This is a genomic window from Labrenzia sp. OB1 (genome assembly GCF_001624695.1).
GTDB lineage: Bacteria > Pseudomonadota > Alphaproteobacteria > Rhizobiales > Stappiaceae > Roseibium.
The window spans coordinates 69,415-84,199 of sequence record NZ_JSEP01000014.1 but is presented as its reverse complement, the minus strand read 5'-3'; the positions used below and the strand labels follow the sequence as shown (position 1 = coordinate 84,199).

At 59.1% G+C, this 14,785-nt stretch carries 15 protein-coding genes; 11 read left to right on the top strand and 4 right to left on the bottom strand.

The genetic code is table 11. The features are described 5' to 3' along the window. Positions 1-15 precede the first annotated feature (15 nt). The 7 genes from pyrE to parC all read left to right on the top strand — a co-directional run bounded on the left by pyrE (position 16) and on the right by parC (position 7,307). Entirely contained in the window at positions 16-597 is a 582-nt protein-coding gene (pyrE, locus tag OA90_RS18155) for an orotate phosphoribosyltransferase (RefSeq protein ID WP_068415201.1), read from the top strand. Positions 598-741: 144 nt separating this feature from the next. Further along, positions 742-1,239, top strand: a complete 498-nt coding sequence (locus OA90_RS18150) for a DUF2062 domain-containing protein (RefSeq protein WP_347876841.1) — start codon at positions 742-744, stop codon at positions 1,237-1,239. Between the two features lie 270 nt (positions 1,240-1,509). Next, positions 1,510-2,262, top strand: coding sequence for a signal peptidase I (gene lepB, locus OA90_RS18145; RefSeq protein ID WP_068415195.1), 753 nt, complete (start codon positions 1,510-1,512; stop codon positions 2,260-2,262). Positions 2,263-2,308: 46 nt separating this feature from the next. Further along, complete coding sequence (gene rnc, locus OA90_RS18140) at positions 2,309-3,022, top strand: ribonuclease III (RefSeq protein ID WP_068415192.1); 714 nt, start codon at positions 2,309-2,311, stop codon at positions 3,020-3,022. Positions 3,023-3,143: 121 nt separating this feature from the next. Next, on the top strand, positions 3,144-4,043 hold the full coding sequence (era, locus tag OA90_RS18135; RefSeq protein ID WP_082837134.1) for a GTPase Era: 900 nt from the start codon (positions 3,144-3,146) through the stop codon (positions 4,041-4,043). 135 nt (positions 4,044-4,178) lie between these two features. Continuing rightward, positions 4,179-4,934: a DNA repair protein RecO gene (gene recO / locus OA90_RS18130; RefSeq protein WP_068415189.1), complete on the top strand. Its 756-nt coding sequence runs from the start codon at positions 4,179-4,181 to the stop codon at positions 4,932-4,934. Between the two features lie 120 nt (positions 4,935-5,054). Continuing rightward, positions 5,055-7,307 carry a DNA topoisomerase IV subunit A gene (gene parC / locus OA90_RS18125; protein ID WP_068415186.1) on the top strand — a complete coding sequence of 751 codons (2,253 nt, stop codon included), beginning with the start codon at positions 5,055-5,057 and terminating at the stop codon, positions 7,305-7,307. Between the two features lie 119 nt (positions 7,308-7,426). Here the strand turns inward: parC and OA90_RS18120 are convergent, their stop codons facing one another. After that, a complete protein-coding gene (locus OA90_RS18120; protein WP_068415183.1) occupies positions 7,427-8,326 on the bottom strand; it encodes an AraC family transcriptional regulator in 900 nt (299 codons plus the stop codon). Between OA90_RS18120 and OA90_RS18115 the strand changes: the two genes are divergently transcribed. The 3 genes from OA90_RS18115 to OA90_RS18105 all read left to right on the top strand — a co-directional run bounded on the left by OA90_RS18115 (position 8,325) and on the right by OA90_RS18105 (position 10,442). Further along, positions 8,325-8,732 carry a DUF2000 family protein gene (locus tag OA90_RS18115; protein WP_068415179.1) on the top strand — a complete coding sequence of 136 codons (408 nt, stop codon included), beginning with the start codon at positions 8,325-8,327 and terminating at the stop codon, positions 8,730-8,732. The two genes, OA90_RS18120 and OA90_RS18115, sit on opposite strands and share 2 nt — an antisense overlap. A 91-nt stretch (positions 8,733-8,823) precedes the next feature. Then, complete coding sequence (locus OA90_RS18110) at positions 8,824-9,987, top strand: iron-containing alcohol dehydrogenase (RefSeq protein WP_156510555.1); 1,164 nt, start codon at positions 8,824-8,826, stop codon at positions 9,985-9,987. Beyond that, positions 9,984-10,442 carry a thioesterase family protein gene (locus OA90_RS18105; RefSeq protein ID WP_068415176.1) on the top strand — a complete coding sequence of 153 codons (459 nt, stop codon included), beginning with the start codon at positions 9,984-9,986 and terminating at the stop codon, positions 10,440-10,442. The genes OA90_RS18110 and OA90_RS18105 overlap by 4 nt, the downstream gene beginning before the upstream one ends. A 284-nt stretch (positions 10,443-10,726) precedes the next feature. Here the strand turns inward: OA90_RS18105 and smpB are convergent, their stop codons facing one another. Both smpB and dapA read right to left on the bottom strand, forming a co-directional pair. Beyond that, positions 10,727-11,206 carry an SsrA-binding protein SmpB gene (gene smpB / locus OA90_RS18100; RefSeq protein ID WP_068415173.1) on the bottom strand — a complete coding sequence of 160 codons (480 nt, stop codon included), beginning with the start codon at positions 11,204-11,206 and terminating at the stop codon, positions 10,727-10,729. A 25-nt stretch (positions 11,207-11,231) separates the two neighbouring features. Continuing rightward, on the bottom strand, positions 11,232-12,110 hold the full coding sequence (gene dapA, locus OA90_RS18095; RefSeq protein ID WP_068415170.1) for a 4-hydroxy-tetrahydrodipicolinate synthase: 879 nt from the start codon (positions 12,108-12,110) through the stop codon (positions 11,232-11,234). Between the two features lie 270 nt (positions 12,111-12,380). On the opposite strand from dapA, the gene OA90_RS18090 reads away from it, so the two are divergent. Beyond that, positions 12,381-13,304 carry an alpha/beta hydrolase gene (locus OA90_RS18090; RefSeq protein ID WP_068415168.1) on the top strand — a complete coding sequence of 308 codons (924 nt, stop codon included), beginning with the start codon at positions 12,381-12,383 and terminating at the stop codon, positions 13,302-13,304. A 276-nt stretch (positions 13,305-13,580) separates the two neighbouring features. Here the strand turns inward: OA90_RS18090 and OA90_RS18085 are convergent, their stop codons facing one another. Continuing rightward, a complete protein-coding gene (locus tag OA90_RS18085; protein ID WP_068415165.1) occupies positions 13,581-14,744 on the bottom strand; it encodes a porin in 1,164 nt (387 codons plus the stop codon). Positions 14,745-14,785 lie beyond the last annotated feature (41 nt).

The following is a 14,785-nucleotide window of genomic DNA, read 5'->3' as shown; positions in this document are numbered from 1 at the left end:
TGAGGGAGACTATTTATGACACGTGACGAAGTCTTGTCCCTGTTCCGGGAGGCCGGCGCGATCCTGGAAGGGCATTTCATTCTGACGTCGGGCCTGCGCAGCCCCGTTTTTCTTCAGAAAGCCCGGGTGTTCATGCATCCCGACAAGACCGAGAAACTCTGCAAGGCGCTGGCGGAGAAAATCCGCGCCTCGAACCTCGGCAAGATCGACTATATCGTCTCCCCTGCCCTGGGCGGCCTCATCCCAGGTTATGAAACCGCTCGTCATCTCGGTGTTCCGGCGATGTGGGTGGAGCGCGAGGACGGCGAGTTCCGGCTGCGCCGTTTCGAGCTTCCCAAGGGCGCGCGGGTCATCATAGTTGAGGATATCGTCACAACCGGGCTCTCCAGCCGGGAAACGGTAACCTCGTTGAAATCTCTTGGTGCTGAAGTTCTCGCACTTGCATGCCTCATCGACCGGTCGGGTGGTGAAGCCGATGCGTCCGTGCCGGTCATCGCCCTGGCGCAATACAAGGTGCCGGCCTATGAGCCGGACAATCTTCCCCCGGAACTGGCGGCTCTGCCCGCGGTAAAACCGGGCAGCCGCGGTTTGGCCTGAGCAGAAACGAGCAGGAACAACGGAGACCACCTCAAGACCATGCTGTTTCGCCGAAGAAATAGGCCATCCCGTGCCGAGCGCCTGCGAATCGCCGTATGGCCACGCAACAGCTGGGCCCGGTCAACGCGCTATTTCAGCAAACGTGTGCTGCGGCTAACAGCGACACCGCATGCCATCGCCATCGGATTTGCCTCCGGTGCGTTCGCGTCTTTCACTCCGCTGATCGGTTTCCACTTCCTGACCGCCTTCGCCGTTGCCTACCTGCTGCGCGGCAATCTTATTGCCGCCGCGCTGGGAACCTCCGTCGGCAACCCGCTGACATTTCCGTTCATCTGGGCTCTCACCTACAAGATCGGCCAATGGGTCTTGCACGGCCGGGCCCCGAAGACCGACCCTCACCAGGTTCACCAGCAATTCCAGCACGGACTGTGGGAGAAGTCTTTCGATGCGCTCTGGCCGATGCTCAAACCGATGTTCATCGGAGCGGTTCCTGTCGGTCTGATCGTCGGGTCAATTTCCTACGTGGTCGTCCTGAAAAGCGTCGAGGTCTATCAGCGCCGCCGGCGGCGCACGCTCGCAGGCAAGAACGGCCGTCTTTTTCCGGCACCGGATACGCCTGCGGAAGAAGACGGCAGCGCTTGAAAAAAAGCCCAACGATCCTCATAAGTGCCATGGGTCATGTTTCTTCGGCCCTGCAACCATGAATTCCCGTCCTCGTCACGGTGCCGCGGGGAGAAAACACAGCGGCCTTCACATGAAGTTCTCCCGAAGGACACGTTTCGTCTGTTTTAAGGGCATGACCGTTCACGGGAAGCTTTCCCCGCATTGCTTCCATTCGATTGAAGAGCTAAGAGTCCCGCTGAATGGCGGCGTCTCCCTCCGGGATTCCGGACAACTTGCCTAAGGGAAAAAATGAGCGTGACAGACCACAAGAAAGACAAGGAAGGCGGCCTTTACGAGACTGTGAAGGTCATCGTCCAGGCTCTGCTGCTTGCCCTGATCGTCCGGACCTTCCTGTTCCAGCCGTTCAACATCCCTTCGGGGTCCATGAAGGATACGCTGCTCATCGGCGACTATCTTTTCGTGTCCAAATACAGTTACGGCTATTCGCGCTTCTCGTTCCCCTTTGGTCTGGGTCCCTTCTCCGGACGTGTTCTCTCTTCGGATCCCGAGCGCGGCGATGTGGCTGTCTTCAAACTTCCGACCAACACGTCCGTCGACTACATCAAACGAGTGATCGGCCTGCCCGGCGACACCATCCAGGTGACCGATGGCATTGTTCATATCAACGGCGAGCCGGTCAAACGTGAGCGTATCGACGACTATATCGAACAGTCTCCGTCCGGCGTCGTCCGCCGGGTTCCGCGTTTCAGAGAAACCCTTCCGAACGGCGTCTCCTACGATACGCTGGACCTCACGACACGCGGCCAGCTCGACAATACGCGCGAGTACAAGGTGCCGGAGGGTCATTATTTCATGATGGGCGACAACCGGGACAATTCCGTCGACAGCCGTGTCCTGAGCCGCGTCGGGTATGTGCCGATCGAAAACTTCATGGGACGCGCGGAGGTCCTGTTCTTCTCCATCAAGGACGAAACACCGGCCTGGCAGATCTGGACCTGGCCATGGAACGTGCGCTGGGAGCGGATTGGCCGGACGCTTTGAGCGCCCGGCGCGGCGTCCACCCCCGCTGAAGGACCAGGCAGGTCGCATGATCAAGCAACCGCAACAGCAGAAGAATTCCATCTCAGCTCTCAAGGCTGCGCTGAATTACGACTTCAAGGACCTGGATCTTCTGCGCGTCTCGCTGACGCACGCAAGCGCGCTCACCCCGTCGGAGACAGTCGCGGGAAGCTATCAGCGCCTGGAGTTTCTCGGCGACCGGGTGCTCGGTCTGGCGATCGCGTCCATGCTGCACCGTCACTTTCCCAAAGCTGATGAAGGCGAACTGGCCCGCCGCTTCAACCATATGGTCAAGCGTGAGACCTGCGCGGAGATCGCGCAGGAACTGGGCATCGGCGATGCCATGCGCATCGGCCTCGCGGAAGCCCAGACCGGTGGACGCAAGAAGACCGCATTGCTCGCCGATATCTGCGAGGCGGTGATCGCCGCGATCTATCTGGATGGCGGCTACGAGGCGGCAGAGGCTTTTATCCAGCGCCTTTGGGAACCGCGTATGTTATCGTGGTCTGGACCGCTCAGGGACGCAAAGACCACATTGCAGGAATGGGCGCAGTCCAGAAGTCTGCCGACACCGCATTATGAAGTTACCGGCCGGGACGGGCCCGATCATGAACCGAATTTCACGGTATCGGTGATCGTGCAGGGGCTGAAACCCGGTGAAGGCAAAGGCGGTTCGAAGCGGATCGCAGAACAGAGCGCGGCCGAGGCCGTGCTCCGCCGCGAAGGCGTTTGGAAGGAATAGAAGTACCTTGAGCGACGAAGACCAGGATGTGAGCCCTGCCGGTGAACCGGAGGAAGATGACAACGTTTTCCAGCCTGCCAAGGGCCGGTTCGACTTTCCCCTGCCCGATCCCGTTTCAGCCATGCCGTCTGATACGAAAGCCGGCTTCATCGCCCTCATCGGCGCGCCGAATGCGGGTAAATCCACCCTGATCAATCAGCTTGTCGGCACCAAGGTCTCCATTGTCACACACAAGGTGCAGACCACGAGGTCCATCGTCCGCGGCGTAGCCATGCACGGCACGGCCCAGCTTGTGTTCATCGACACGCCAGGCATCTTCAAACCGAAACGCCGTCTGGACCGCGCCATGGTCGACACTGCCTGGGGCGGGGCAAGAGACGCCGACCTGATCGCGCTTCTGATCGATTCCCGCAAGGGCATCGACGAGGAAGTCGAAAACATCCTGAAGCGGCTTTCAGGCCAGTCGGCGCCAAAGGTGCTGATTCTGAACAAGACGGATATTTCCAAAGGCGAAAAACTGCTGAAGCTGGCTCAAAAAGCCAATGAATACGCGCAGTTCGAGGAAACCTTCATGGTTTCGGCTCTGACCGGCGACGGGACCGGGACCATTCTGGACTATTTTGCCTCCAAGGTGCCTGAAGGCCCCTGGCTTTATCCCGAGGACCAGCCCTCCGACCTGCCCCTGCGCATTCTCGCGGCCGAGATCACCCGGGAAAAGCTGTTCGAACGCCTGCATCAGGAACTGCCCTATATTTCCACCGTCGAGACCGAACGCTGGGAGACCCGCAAGGACGGCTCGGCGCGCATCGAGCAAACAATCTATGTGGAACGCGACAGCCAGAAGAGTATCGTCCTGGGAAAGAGCGGCCAGACCATCAAGGCTATTTCCCAGATGGCCCGCCATGAGCTTTCCGAAATCATCGGGGCGCCCGTGCATCTGTTCCTGTTCGTGAAAGTCAGGGAAAACTGGGCCGACGACCCGGAACGCTACCGGGAAATGGGGCTTGAGTTTCCGAAGTAACTCCAAAGAACGTTGATCGTGCCCCGCCTCTAATATCCGTCTCCGGCGGGCCATAACCAACGCTCTTTGGTATACTTGGCGTCCGGGCCAGAATCCTCCAAACTCCAAGTTGGCCCCCTACGCAGGAAACAGCATTTGGAATGGACCGGACGCGGGATTGTCCTGACCACCCGCAAACATGGCGAAAACGATGTCATTCTGGAGGTGCTGACGCTCGAGCGGGGCCGGCATCTCGGTCTGGTGCGGGGCGGCCGCTCGAAGCGTCATCGTCCGGTGCTTCAGCCCGGCAACGAGGTGGAACTCACCTGGAAGGCCCGTCTGTCGGACCATCTCGGCCAGTTTCAGATCGATCCGCTCAATCTGCGCGCCGGCGACCTTATGACCAGTTCCGTCGGTTTGACCGGCGTCCAGCACCTGGCCTTTCTCGTGCGGCTCCTCCCGGAGCGGCACCCTTACCCCGGACTGTTCAATGCCGTCAGCGTCGTGCTGAACCATCTGAACGAAGCGGAGACGGCAGGCGCTCTTGTCATCAGGTTCGAACTGGAACTTTTGCGCGAACTCGGGATAGGCCTCGACCTGTCCTCCTGCGCGGCGACCGGAACCCGGGAAGACCTTGCCTATGTGTCCCCGAAATCGGCGCGCGCGGTCAGCCGCGAGGCCGGCCTGCCCTATCATGACAAGCTGCTGCCGCTGCCCTCATTCCTGCTGGACGGCCAGCGTCAGGCCGGCAGTGAACTGATGTGGAAAGACATCACCCAAGGTTTTGACCTGACAAGCTTTTTCCTGAATCGCCACCTTCAGGAAAGAGAGACCACAGACAGCGGCACACGCTCGCAGCTTCTAGGCGCTCTGGAAAAACGCTACCGCGAGGACTTCCCGTGGAACTTTTAGGCCGCCACTGACGCCCAAAGAACCCACAGCCGGTCGAAATCCGTTGAAAATCCGCCGATCCCGCCTGTGAATGCCCGCAAGCGAATTGCGCTGATTGCCTGAACCGGCTAGCAAGCAGATATGGGAAAAGAGACCACACTACCGCCCGGCGGCATTGAAGGCATCAACCTGAAGGACGCGCTGGAAGAGCGCTACCTGAACTATGCGCTGTCGACCATCATGCACCGGGCGTTGCCGGACGTACGCGATGGATTGAAGCCGGTGCACCGGCGCCTTCTCTATGCCATGCGCCTTTTGAAGCTTGACCCCGGTTCCGGGTTCAAGAAATGCGCGCGCGTCGTCGGCGACGTGATCGGTAAATACCATCCGCATGGCGATCAGGCCGTTTATGACGCCCTTGTCCGGCTCGCCCAGGATTTTGCACAGCGGTATCCGCTGATCGACGGCCAGGGCAATTTCGGCAATGTCGACGGCGATAACGCCGCCGCGATGCGCTACACCGAAGCGCGCATGACAGATACGGCCCGGCGCCTTCTGGACGGGCTCGACGAGAACGCCATCGACTTCCGGGAGACCTATGACGGCGAGGACAAGGAGCCCATTGTCCTGCCCGGCGGATTCCCGAACCTGCTCGGCAACGGCTCCTCGGGCATCGCCGTCGGCATGGCGACCTCGATCCCGCCGCACAACGCCTTCGAACTTTGCCAGGCCTGCGAACACCTGATCCGCAACCCGAAAGCGGAAGTCGAAGAACTTCTGGAGTTTATCAAGGGGCCGGATTTCCCGACCGGTGGACTTCTGGTCTCCGATCAGGGATCGATCCGCGAAGCCTATGCGACGGGGCGCGGCAGCTTCCGCGTCAGGGCGCGCTGGGAAGTGGAAGATCTCGGCCGAGGCCAGTGGGCGATCGTCGTTACGGAAATCCCCTATCAGGTTCAGAAATCGCGCCTGATTGAAAAGATCGCCGAGCTTCTGACAGCCCGCAAGTTGCCTCTGCTCGACGATGTCCGGGACGAATCTGCGGAAGACATCCGCGTCGTTCTGGTCCCCCGCTCGCGCAATGTCGATGCGAACATTCTCATGGAATCGCTGTTCAAGCTGACGGACCTTGAAAACAGGTTCTCGCTGAACATGAACGTGCTGTCCATGGGCAAGGTGCCCAAGGTCATGGGCGTGAAGCAGGTGCTGCGCGAATGGCTCGACCACCGCAAGGAAGTGCTGATCCGGCGCTCCGAACACCGGCTGGGCCAGATCAATCACCGGCTTGAGGTTCTGGAAGGCTATCTGGTCGCCTATCTGAATCTGGACGAGGTGATCCGCATCATCCGCGAAGAGGACGATGCAAAGGCCGAGCTTATCCGGACTTTCGAACTGACCGACGTGCAGGCGGAAGCCATCCTCAACATGCGCCTGAGATCCTTGCGCAAGCTGGAAGAGCTGGAAATCCGCAAGGAGCATGACAAGCTCACCGCGGAAAAGGACGGCCTCACCACGCTGCTCGGCTCCGACGCGCGTCAGTGGACGAAGATTTCCAAGGAAATCGCCGAAATCGCCAAGGTCTACGGACCGGAAACCGAAATCGGCAAACGGCGGACCGACCGGGCGGAAGCGCCCGAAACGGATCTCGTCGACATCCAGCAGGCGATGATCGAAAAGGAACCGGTCACCGTCATCATTTCGGAGAAGGGCTGGATCCGCGCTCTGAAAGGCCATCAGGCAGACCTTTCCTCCCTGACCTTCAAACAGGGCGACAAGTTGAAACTGTCCTTCCATGCGGAGACGACCGACAAGATCCTGATCTTCTCCACCGGGGGCAAGTTCTTCACAATTGGTGCCGACCGCCTGCCGGGTGGACGCGGACATGGCGAGCCGATCCGCCTGATGGTGGAGATGGACGAATCCCAGGATGTGGTGGGGGCCTTTGTGCACAAGCCGGGCCGCAATCTCCTGCTTGCCAGCAACGAAGCGCGCGGTTTTGTCGTCAGCGAGAACGATGTGATCGCCAATACCCGCAAGGGAAAACAGGTCCTCAACCTCACCATGCCCGCCGAGGCAACGCTCTGTGTGGAAGCCGCAGGCGACCAGGTGGCGATCATCGGCGAGAACCGGAAGCTTCTTCTGTTCCCGCTGGCTCAGATCCCGCAGATGGGGCGCGGACGCGGCGTGCGCCTGCAACGCTACCGGGACGGCAACCTCGCCGATATCCGCGTCTTCAAGGGTGAAGAAGGTCTCACCTGGAGCGACAGCTCCGGCCGCAGTTTCACCCGGTCACTGGAGGAACTCGCGGAATGGCACGGCGAGCGCGGTCAGGCCGGCCGTCTGCCGCCAACGGGCTTCCCGCGGTCCAACAAGTTCGGGCCGGGTAAACTCTAGATGTGAGCTTTCAACAGGGTGTCCACGAGGAGACTGGAGTTGCGAGACTTCAGTCCATCCCGGAGCACCCGAAAACCTGCTTTCCGGCATCATATGATCCGATATCTGGTGGATGTTCTTCAGGTGCACAGACGACGCCAGTGGCCCGGGGTCATGCCATAGGCGCGTTTGAAATGGCGGGTCATGTGGCTTTGATCGGCAAAGCCACTATCGGCAGCAGCCTCCGCAAGCGACCCGCCCAGTGCCAGCGCCGACTTGACCCGGTCCAGCCGCCGCATGATGAGATAGCGATGCGGACTGGTTCCGAAAGCGGTCCGGAACTGCCGGGAGAGCGTGAAGCGGTCCATATGCGCGATCCCTTCCAGATGCTTCATTTGAACCGGCTTACCGCAGCATTCCCGCAAATACTCGCTGCATTGCCTGAGCGCGGGCCGGTTCACGGCAGTTGCATCAGATTTGCCGTTGTCCGCGCGGCGGCATAAGCCTCCGGCGAGATCCGCAAGCAGACTGTCGCGCTTGAAAGCCCCCATTTCAGTGTCAATATCGTCGAGCGCCTCGATCAGGTCCCGTTGGAAATCCGGGTCGGAGAACACCGGAGAGGCGACAAAAGGCAGAACAGCGAAATGGCCCGCAGTCTGAAGGGCGTCTGCGATCATCTCTGGCGGAATGTAGATCATGCGGTAGCGCAGCCCACGCTCGGTTCCAGCACCGCCGTCGTGGAGTTCATCCGGGTGGATGACGATGATCTGCCCGGGGAGAGAAGCCCGCTCCTCGCCCCGGTATCTGAAGGTTTGCACCCCGGCGAGCGTCAGTCCAATCGCGTAGGTGTCATGGCGATGCGGCGCGAAGCCATTGCCGCTGAACCGCGCCTCAATCCGGTCAATACCCTCTTCGGACGGCGAAGTGCGGATCATATCCCTGCCGGTAACGCACAAACGTTCAAGACCGGTCTCCCCGGCTCCCTCTAGGTTTTGCGACTTCCAGTCCCTCTGAAATCCCTGTGTGGAGTTGTTATTCATGTTCGAAACCAAATTCGTCGTTGTTGTCCGCGAAGATCTGGCCGTCTGGCAAAAACTCAACGTCACGGCCTTTCTCGCGACCGGGATTGCAGCCACAAAGCCTGAAATCATTGGAGAAAACTACCGCGATGCCGCGCAAAATGTCTATCACCCCATGAGCATTCAGCCGATAATCGTTCTGAGCACGGATGCAGTGACACTTGGCAAGATCCATCAGAGGACACTTCAGCGCGGCATTCGCGCCAGTCTCTACATCGAGGAAATGTTCTCGACCGGCCATGACAGTGCCAACCGGGAGGTCTTTGCCAAATTCACCCCTGAAGACGCCAGGGTCGCCGGTTTGGCCTTCCATGCCGACAAGAAGATCGCCGACAAGATCTCCAAAGGCGCACGCATGCACGCTTAGTCGAAAGACCATCAAAAAACAGTGCCTTCACCTCTCGACGGATCCTTTCCAAATGGGCACTCTGTGCTGAGAAAACGGCATGGAGACACCAATGATAAGCGCGTTTACGTTCAATACCAGTCAACGCATTGTCTTTGAGAACGGCTCTGCGTCCGCGTTGGGCCGTCATGCAGCGCCATTCCTCGGTGCCCGCCCGTTTCTGGTGACAGATCCGGGCATTGTCGCTCTGGGTCTGCAGGACCCGTGCGAGACCTCCTTGCGGCAGACAGGATGCGTGCTGGCGCGATTTACCGATGTCACTGCGGATCCACCGAGAGCCCTGGTGGACAAGGCCATCGATGCGGCCAGGGCGCACGGAGCGACGTCTGTTATCGGCTTCGGCGGCGGTTCGTCGCTGGACGTTGCCAAACTTGTGGCACTGATCGCCAGAAGCGGCGAAGATCTGGACGGTGCCTGGGGCATCGGCAATGCGAAGGGGCCGCGGTTGCCGCTGATCCTTGTTCCGACGACGGCGGGAACCGGTTCCGAGGTGACACCGATTTCGATCATCACCGTTGGAGAAGAGGAAAAGCGCGGTGTAGTCTCCCCGCTCCTGCTTCCGGACCTGGCAGTTCTGGATCCCCTGTTGACGCTTGGTCTCCCGGCACCGGTCACGGCGGCGACAGGCATTGACGCGATGGTCCACGCCATCGAATCCCATGCGTCGAAATCGGCCAACAACAATCCCTTGTCCAGAACGCTGGCAGTCGAAGCTTTGAGGCTTCTGGGTGCGAATATCGAACGCGCGGTGCATTCGCCCGGCGACGAGGGCGCACGAGGCGCGATGCTGCTCGGCTCGATGCTGGCAGGCATGGCCTTTGCGAATTCGCCCGTTGCCGCGGTTCACGCCCTCGCCTATCCGCTTGGCGGGACTTTTCACGTACCGCACGGACTGTCCAATGCTCTGGTCCTGCCGCATGTAATTGAGTTCAACAACGCAGTTGCCGCGCGGACCTATGCTGAGATCGCCCCGGTTCTGTTTCCCGATCTTGCCGGGATCGAGGACGTGCCGGAACGCGCCGCGCAGTTTGCCGGCCGTTTGGCGGCGCTGTCCGCGAAACTGGGGCTTCAGACCCGATTGCGGGACGTCGGCATTGGCGAGGCCGACGTCCCGAAACTGGCCGCAGATGCCATGAAACAGACCAGACTTCTGGTGAACAACCCAAGGGACCTAGCGGAAGCCGATGCATTGGCCATTTACAAGGCGGCCTTATGACTTCCACAGTTTCTCCACCGACTCCACGCCCTGCACCGCTAACACGCGAAGATTTCAAGGACTTCCTCACAATTTCCACACGGTGGATGGATGTGGATATCTATGGACATGTTAACAACGTGCAGTATTTCAGCTATTTCGACACGGCTGTGAACTCCTGGTACGTGAAACACGGCATCCTGGAGCCGGCAAATAGTCCTCAGATCTTTCTCGTGGTCGAATCAGGTTGCAATTATTTTAGCGAGCTGAATTTCCCCGATGACGTCACCGCAGGGCTGACAATAGCCAAAATCGGCTCAAGCTCTGTGGTTTTTCAGATCGGATTGTTTTCCGGGGGAGCGTCGGAAACTGCGGCCCATGGCCGGTTCGTGCATGTCCATGTCGACCGGACTTCGCGCAGACCGGTGCCGATACAGGAGCGGAAGCGGGCTGTTCTTAACCGTTTGATGTTCTGAATCATGTCGTTATGCGGCGAAGCTTCTTGTTCCGTCCATACACAGGTTTCGCACAGCAAATGCTCTGCGCAAGAGCGAACACCACCCACAATTAGCGCACAGGAAACAAACAGCTTATGCGCTACTTCTCAACAGGCAGCGCACAAGCCACGCTCTAAAGCGTGTCGCGTTTAGACGGATTCACCTATTCAGGAAAACACCCGAGGCAGCGTTTGCATTGCAAATGCGTTCGGGTGGTTTCCTGAATTCAATTTAATGCGACAGGCACCAGCTGCGAGACTCTCTCAACCGCCGTTTTTCATGATACGCGATTTCTCGCGGTCCCAGTCGCGCTTCTTTTCAGTGGCGCGCTTGTCGTGCAGTTTTTTACCGCGCGCAACCGCCAGTTCCAGCTTCGCACGACCCTGATCGTTGAAGTAAAGCTTGAGCGGGACGATCGTCTTGCCGTCCTTCTGGACGGCGCCAGCCAGTTTACCTATCTCGCGCTTGTGCAGAAGCAGCTTCCGCGGCCGGCGCGGCTCATGGTTGAACCGGTTTGCCTGCAGGTACTCGGGAATATAGACGTTGTAGATCCAGATCTCGCCGCCACGCTCGGCCGCATAGGATTCGGCGATATTCGCCTTGCCGCTGCGCAGGGATTTCACTTCCGTTCCCTGCAGCTCGATCCCTGCTTCCAGCGTATCCTCAATCTCGAAGTTGAACCGGGCTTTCCGGTTGTCGGAAATGATGGTCCGTCCCGGAACGCCCCCTTTTTTCGGAGCCATTTTTATCCTTCCGAGCTATCCCTGCTCAATTAATCAGACCGGCATGAGCCATTGCACCGCGGACTTCCATCTGCGCCGCTTCGGAAATAGGCAACAGCGGCAGGCGCAGTTCTTCCCCGATCTTGCCCAGCAGCGAGAGCGCATATTTGGCACCACCCGGGCTCGGCTCGAGGAACAGCGCGCGGTGCAAGGGCGCCAGACGGTCCTGATACTCCAGCGCCGTCTTGTAATCTCCTGCAAGCATTGCAGCCTGGAATTCCGCGCACAAACGCGGGGCGACATTCGCGGTCACGGAGATGCAGCCCACTCCGCCATGAGCATTGAACGCCAGGGCGGAAATGTCCTCGCCGGAAAGCTGAATGAACTCCGGGCCGCACAGATGGCGCTGGCGGCTTGCTTTTGCAAGATCGGCGGTCGCATCTTTCACGCCCTTGATATTATCGCAGGTTTCATAAAGTTCCGCCATGGTCTCCGGCGTCATGTCGACGATGGAGCGGCTCGGAATGTTGTAAATGAGGATCGGCAGGCCAACGGCACTGTCGATCGCCTTGAAATGTGCCTTCAATCCGGCCTGGTTCGGCTTGTTGTAATATGGTGTCACGACCAGAAGCCCGTCAGCTCCCGCCTTTTCAGCATGCTGGGCGAAATCGATCGCTTCCACGGTGTTGTTTGACCCTGCCCCCGCGATGACCGGAACACGGCCAGCGGCCGCTTCCACGCACAGCTCGATAACCCGCTTGTGTTCGTCATGGGCCAGCGTCGGGCTTTCACCCGTTGTGCCGACCGGCACAAGTCCGGAAGATCCCTCGGCAATCTGCCATTCCACAAAATCCTGAAACCGTTTCTCATCAAGCGCTCCGTCCTTGAACGGGGTAATCAGCGCTGGAATGGAGCCTTTGAACATCTCGGTTTCCTCTTGGATGAAGTTATTGTGGCTGTGGTCTGAACGTTGCCGGGTTTCAGTGGAGGCGCACCATACTCATCTGCCGGTCAAGGGGCAATGCTCCGCTCGTCATTCCAGCAAGGCTTCGCGACATTTCTGCCTCGTGCTGGGGCTTTTGGGCGACACGGGTGCGTGACCTCCATGGGGTAGGAGTCTTCCTGTTGGCAGCCGGTCGGAAACCCCTTTATCCTTGAGGAAGCCGGCTTACGAATTATCGCGCGGGAGGCGCTTATGAATACTGCCTTGCAACCAGCTGGATCGACTTCCGGTCCTCTGCCGCCCCGATCGGGTTTCAGTTTGAAGAGCCCTGACGGTCTCACGCTTGCCGGGTGTGAGTGGCTTCCAGCACGGAGCGAACCGGACATGACTGCGGCGGCAATTCCGGTGCTATGCCTTCCCGGACTTTCAAGAAATTCTCGCGATTTCAATGATATAGCCGAGTACCTTCAATCCTTGAATCACCATGTGATCGCGCTTGACTACCGTGGCAGGGGCAGAAGCGAATGGGATCCCGACTGGCGAAACTACGATCTGACCATCGAAGGTAAGGACATCGATGCAGCGATCGAACAGCTTGGACTTGAGCGCTTTGCCCTTCTTGGCACGTCGAGGGGCGGCTTGCACGCACTCGCCATGAGCGGACGCTATCCGGCAAACCGCATGGCGGCGGTGATTTTCAACGATGTCGGTCCGCATATCGAAATGCGGGCCATTCACCGGATCGCGGCGACGCTTGGCCACAAGATGACCCACGCTTCGCTTGAAGATGCGGCTGTTTCGTTGCAGCGAACACTTGGAAATCAGTTCCCCGCTTTTGATCTTGCGAACTGGAGAAAATTCGCAGGACAAGTGGCGTCCGACGATGGTGGCCAGATGATCATGGACTACGATCCGGCCCTCGCGCATCAACTGGCGAGTCTGGACGATGCGGCCCCCGTCGCGGATCTCTGGCATTTATACGAAAAACTGACCGACCGCCCTGTCCTCATTCTCCACGGCGAACATTCCGACCTCCTGAGCGAGGAGACATGCCTGCGCATGCTGGACTCTCACCCGAACGCACGATTGAAAACAATCCGCGGCCAGGGACACGCGCCTGTGCTCTGGGAGCGGGACACTCAGGAAGAAATCGCCCGATTCCTGGAAGGACTTTGATCCGGCATATCCCTGAACATCAGTGCCTGTCGCGTTTGATTGAATTCAGGAAACCACCCGAACGCATTTGCAATGCAAACGTTGCCTCGAGCGTTTTCCGGAACAGGTGAATCCGTGTAAACGCGACACACTTCAGGTGTGAGCTTTCAGCAGGTTGTCCATTCAGAGCTTACCGGGGAAGCTGGAGATACCGCTCTTCGGTCCTCCCCGAAAAAGAACAAAAGAAAACCCGGCGTTTCCGCCGGGTTTTCCCTCAAACCTCAAGATGAGGATTGATTAGAACGTGCGCTGCATACGAACACCGAAGAGGAGTTCGTCGGTGTCGCCAGTGACGTCGTAGTCGGTGTTGGCGTAACCAACGTCAGCACCCATTACGAAACCGGAGACCGGCTCCCACTGTACGGAACCGTCGATTGCCCAACGGGTCACATCGTTCAGGCCAGCGGCTGCGTCAACATCGAGGTAAGAACCGTCGAGTGCGAGACCGATGGTCGAAGTTGCCTGGATGAAGGCACCAGCGGACAGGGAGTAACCTGTGGAGGTGTCACCCGAACCGTTGCTGTCTGCAATTCCACCGAAAGTGGAGATGTAGGCCATTGCGCCGTCGCCGTAGAAACCCTGGAAGAAGATGTTCGAACCCGGGGTAACCATCGGCAGGTTAACGACTACGCCACCGCCGACTGCAAAGCCCATTTCGTCTTCGCCGCCGTTGTTGCCGCCGTTAGCAGCTGCATCCGGGTAAACCTGGTGCAGAGCACCGGACAGCTGTGCGGAACCCCAACCCTGGGAGATGCCGAGAGCAGCAACGACGTCCGGAGCACGCGTGCCGCCGTAGTTCACGACACCGCCGCCTGCTGCGGAACCGGTAGCTTCACGGCTGGAACGGTCTTCAAGAGCGATGGTTGCGGAGAAACCGTTGCCGAAAGCAGCGGTGTAGGCAACCTGGTTCAGGGTCACGTCCGACCAGTCACGATTGACCACGCCGACGAAGGCCTGACCGGTGAAGATGTCGAAGTTGGAACCCAGACGACCAGCCGTCAGGCCGCCCCACTGGATGTAGGCGTTGTCCATGGCGAAACCGGAGTTGTCGCCATTTGTGGAGTTGCCGTACATGGAGACGTAAGCGCGCAGCGTGCCGAATTCGGTAGCCGTGCGAGCGTCAAGGTACAGGTAACCACGAGCGAGCCAGGAGTAACCGTCCGTGTCGCGATCGCTCCATGCGCCGTCTTCAAGAACGTTGTTGGCTACGATCTGGGTACGAACACGGCCGCCAACGCGGAGGCAGGTTTCGGTGCCCGGGATGTAGTAGAAGCGTGCGCCGTAAGCGTCACAGACGCGAACGTAATCGACCGGCTCCGGAGCAACCGGAAGATCGGCTGCCTGGGCGGTGGTAGCTGTAGCAACTGCTGCAGCGCCGAGCATCAAGCTCTTGAGTTTCATATCTGACCTCCAATCAGTCATTTCAATTGGCACTAAAGAAT

Bases quoted from the DNA above. Each gene is read 5' to 3' on its own strand.
- pyrE (WP_068415201.1), top strand. From the start codon at position 16: ATGACACGTGACGAAGTCTTGTCCCTGTTCCGGGAGGCCGGCGCGATC.
- lepB (WP_068415195.1), top strand. From the start codon at position 1,510: ATGAGCGTGACAGACCACAAGAAAGACAAGGAAGGCGGCCTTTACGAG.
- rnc (WP_068415192.1), top strand. From the start codon at position 2,309: ATGATCAAGCAACCGCAACAGCAGAAGAATTCCATCTCAGCTCTCAAG.
- era (WP_082837134.1), top strand. From the start codon at position 3,144: ATGCCGTCTGATACGAAAGCCGGCTTCATCGCCCTCATCGGCGCGCCG.
- parC (WP_068415186.1), top strand. From the start codon at position 5,055: ATGGGAAAAGAGACCACACTACCGCCCGGCGGCATTGAAGGCATCAAC.
- OA90_RS18115 (WP_068415179.1), top strand. From the start codon at position 8,325: ATGTTCGAAACCAAATTCGTCGTTGTTGTCCGCGAAGATCTGGCCGTC.
- OA90_RS18120 (WP_068415183.1), bottom strand. From the start codon at position 8,326: ATGAATAACAACTCCACACAGGGATTTCAGAGGGACTGGAAGTCGCAA.
- OA90_RS18110 (WP_156510555.1), top strand. From the start codon at position 8,824: ATGATAAGCGCGTTTACGTTCAATACCAGTCAACGCATTGTCTTTGAG.
- OA90_RS18105 (WP_068415176.1), top strand. From the start codon at position 9,984: ATGACTTCCACAGTTTCTCCACCGACTCCACGCCCTGCACCGCTAACA.
- smpB (WP_068415173.1), bottom strand. From the start codon at position 11,206: ATGGCTCCGAAAAAAGGGGGCGTTCCGGGACGGACCATCATTTCCGAC.
- dapA (WP_068415170.1), bottom strand. From the start codon at position 12,110: ATGTTCAAAGGCTCCATTCCAGCGCTGATTACCCCGTTCAAGGACGGA.
- OA90_RS18090 (WP_068415168.1), top strand. From the start codon at position 12,381: ATGAATACTGCCTTGCAACCAGCTGGATCGACTTCCGGTCCTCTGCCG.
- OA90_RS18085 (WP_068415165.1), bottom strand. From the start codon at position 14,744: ATGAAACTCAAGAGCTTGATGCTCGGCGCTGCAGCAGTTGCTACAGCT.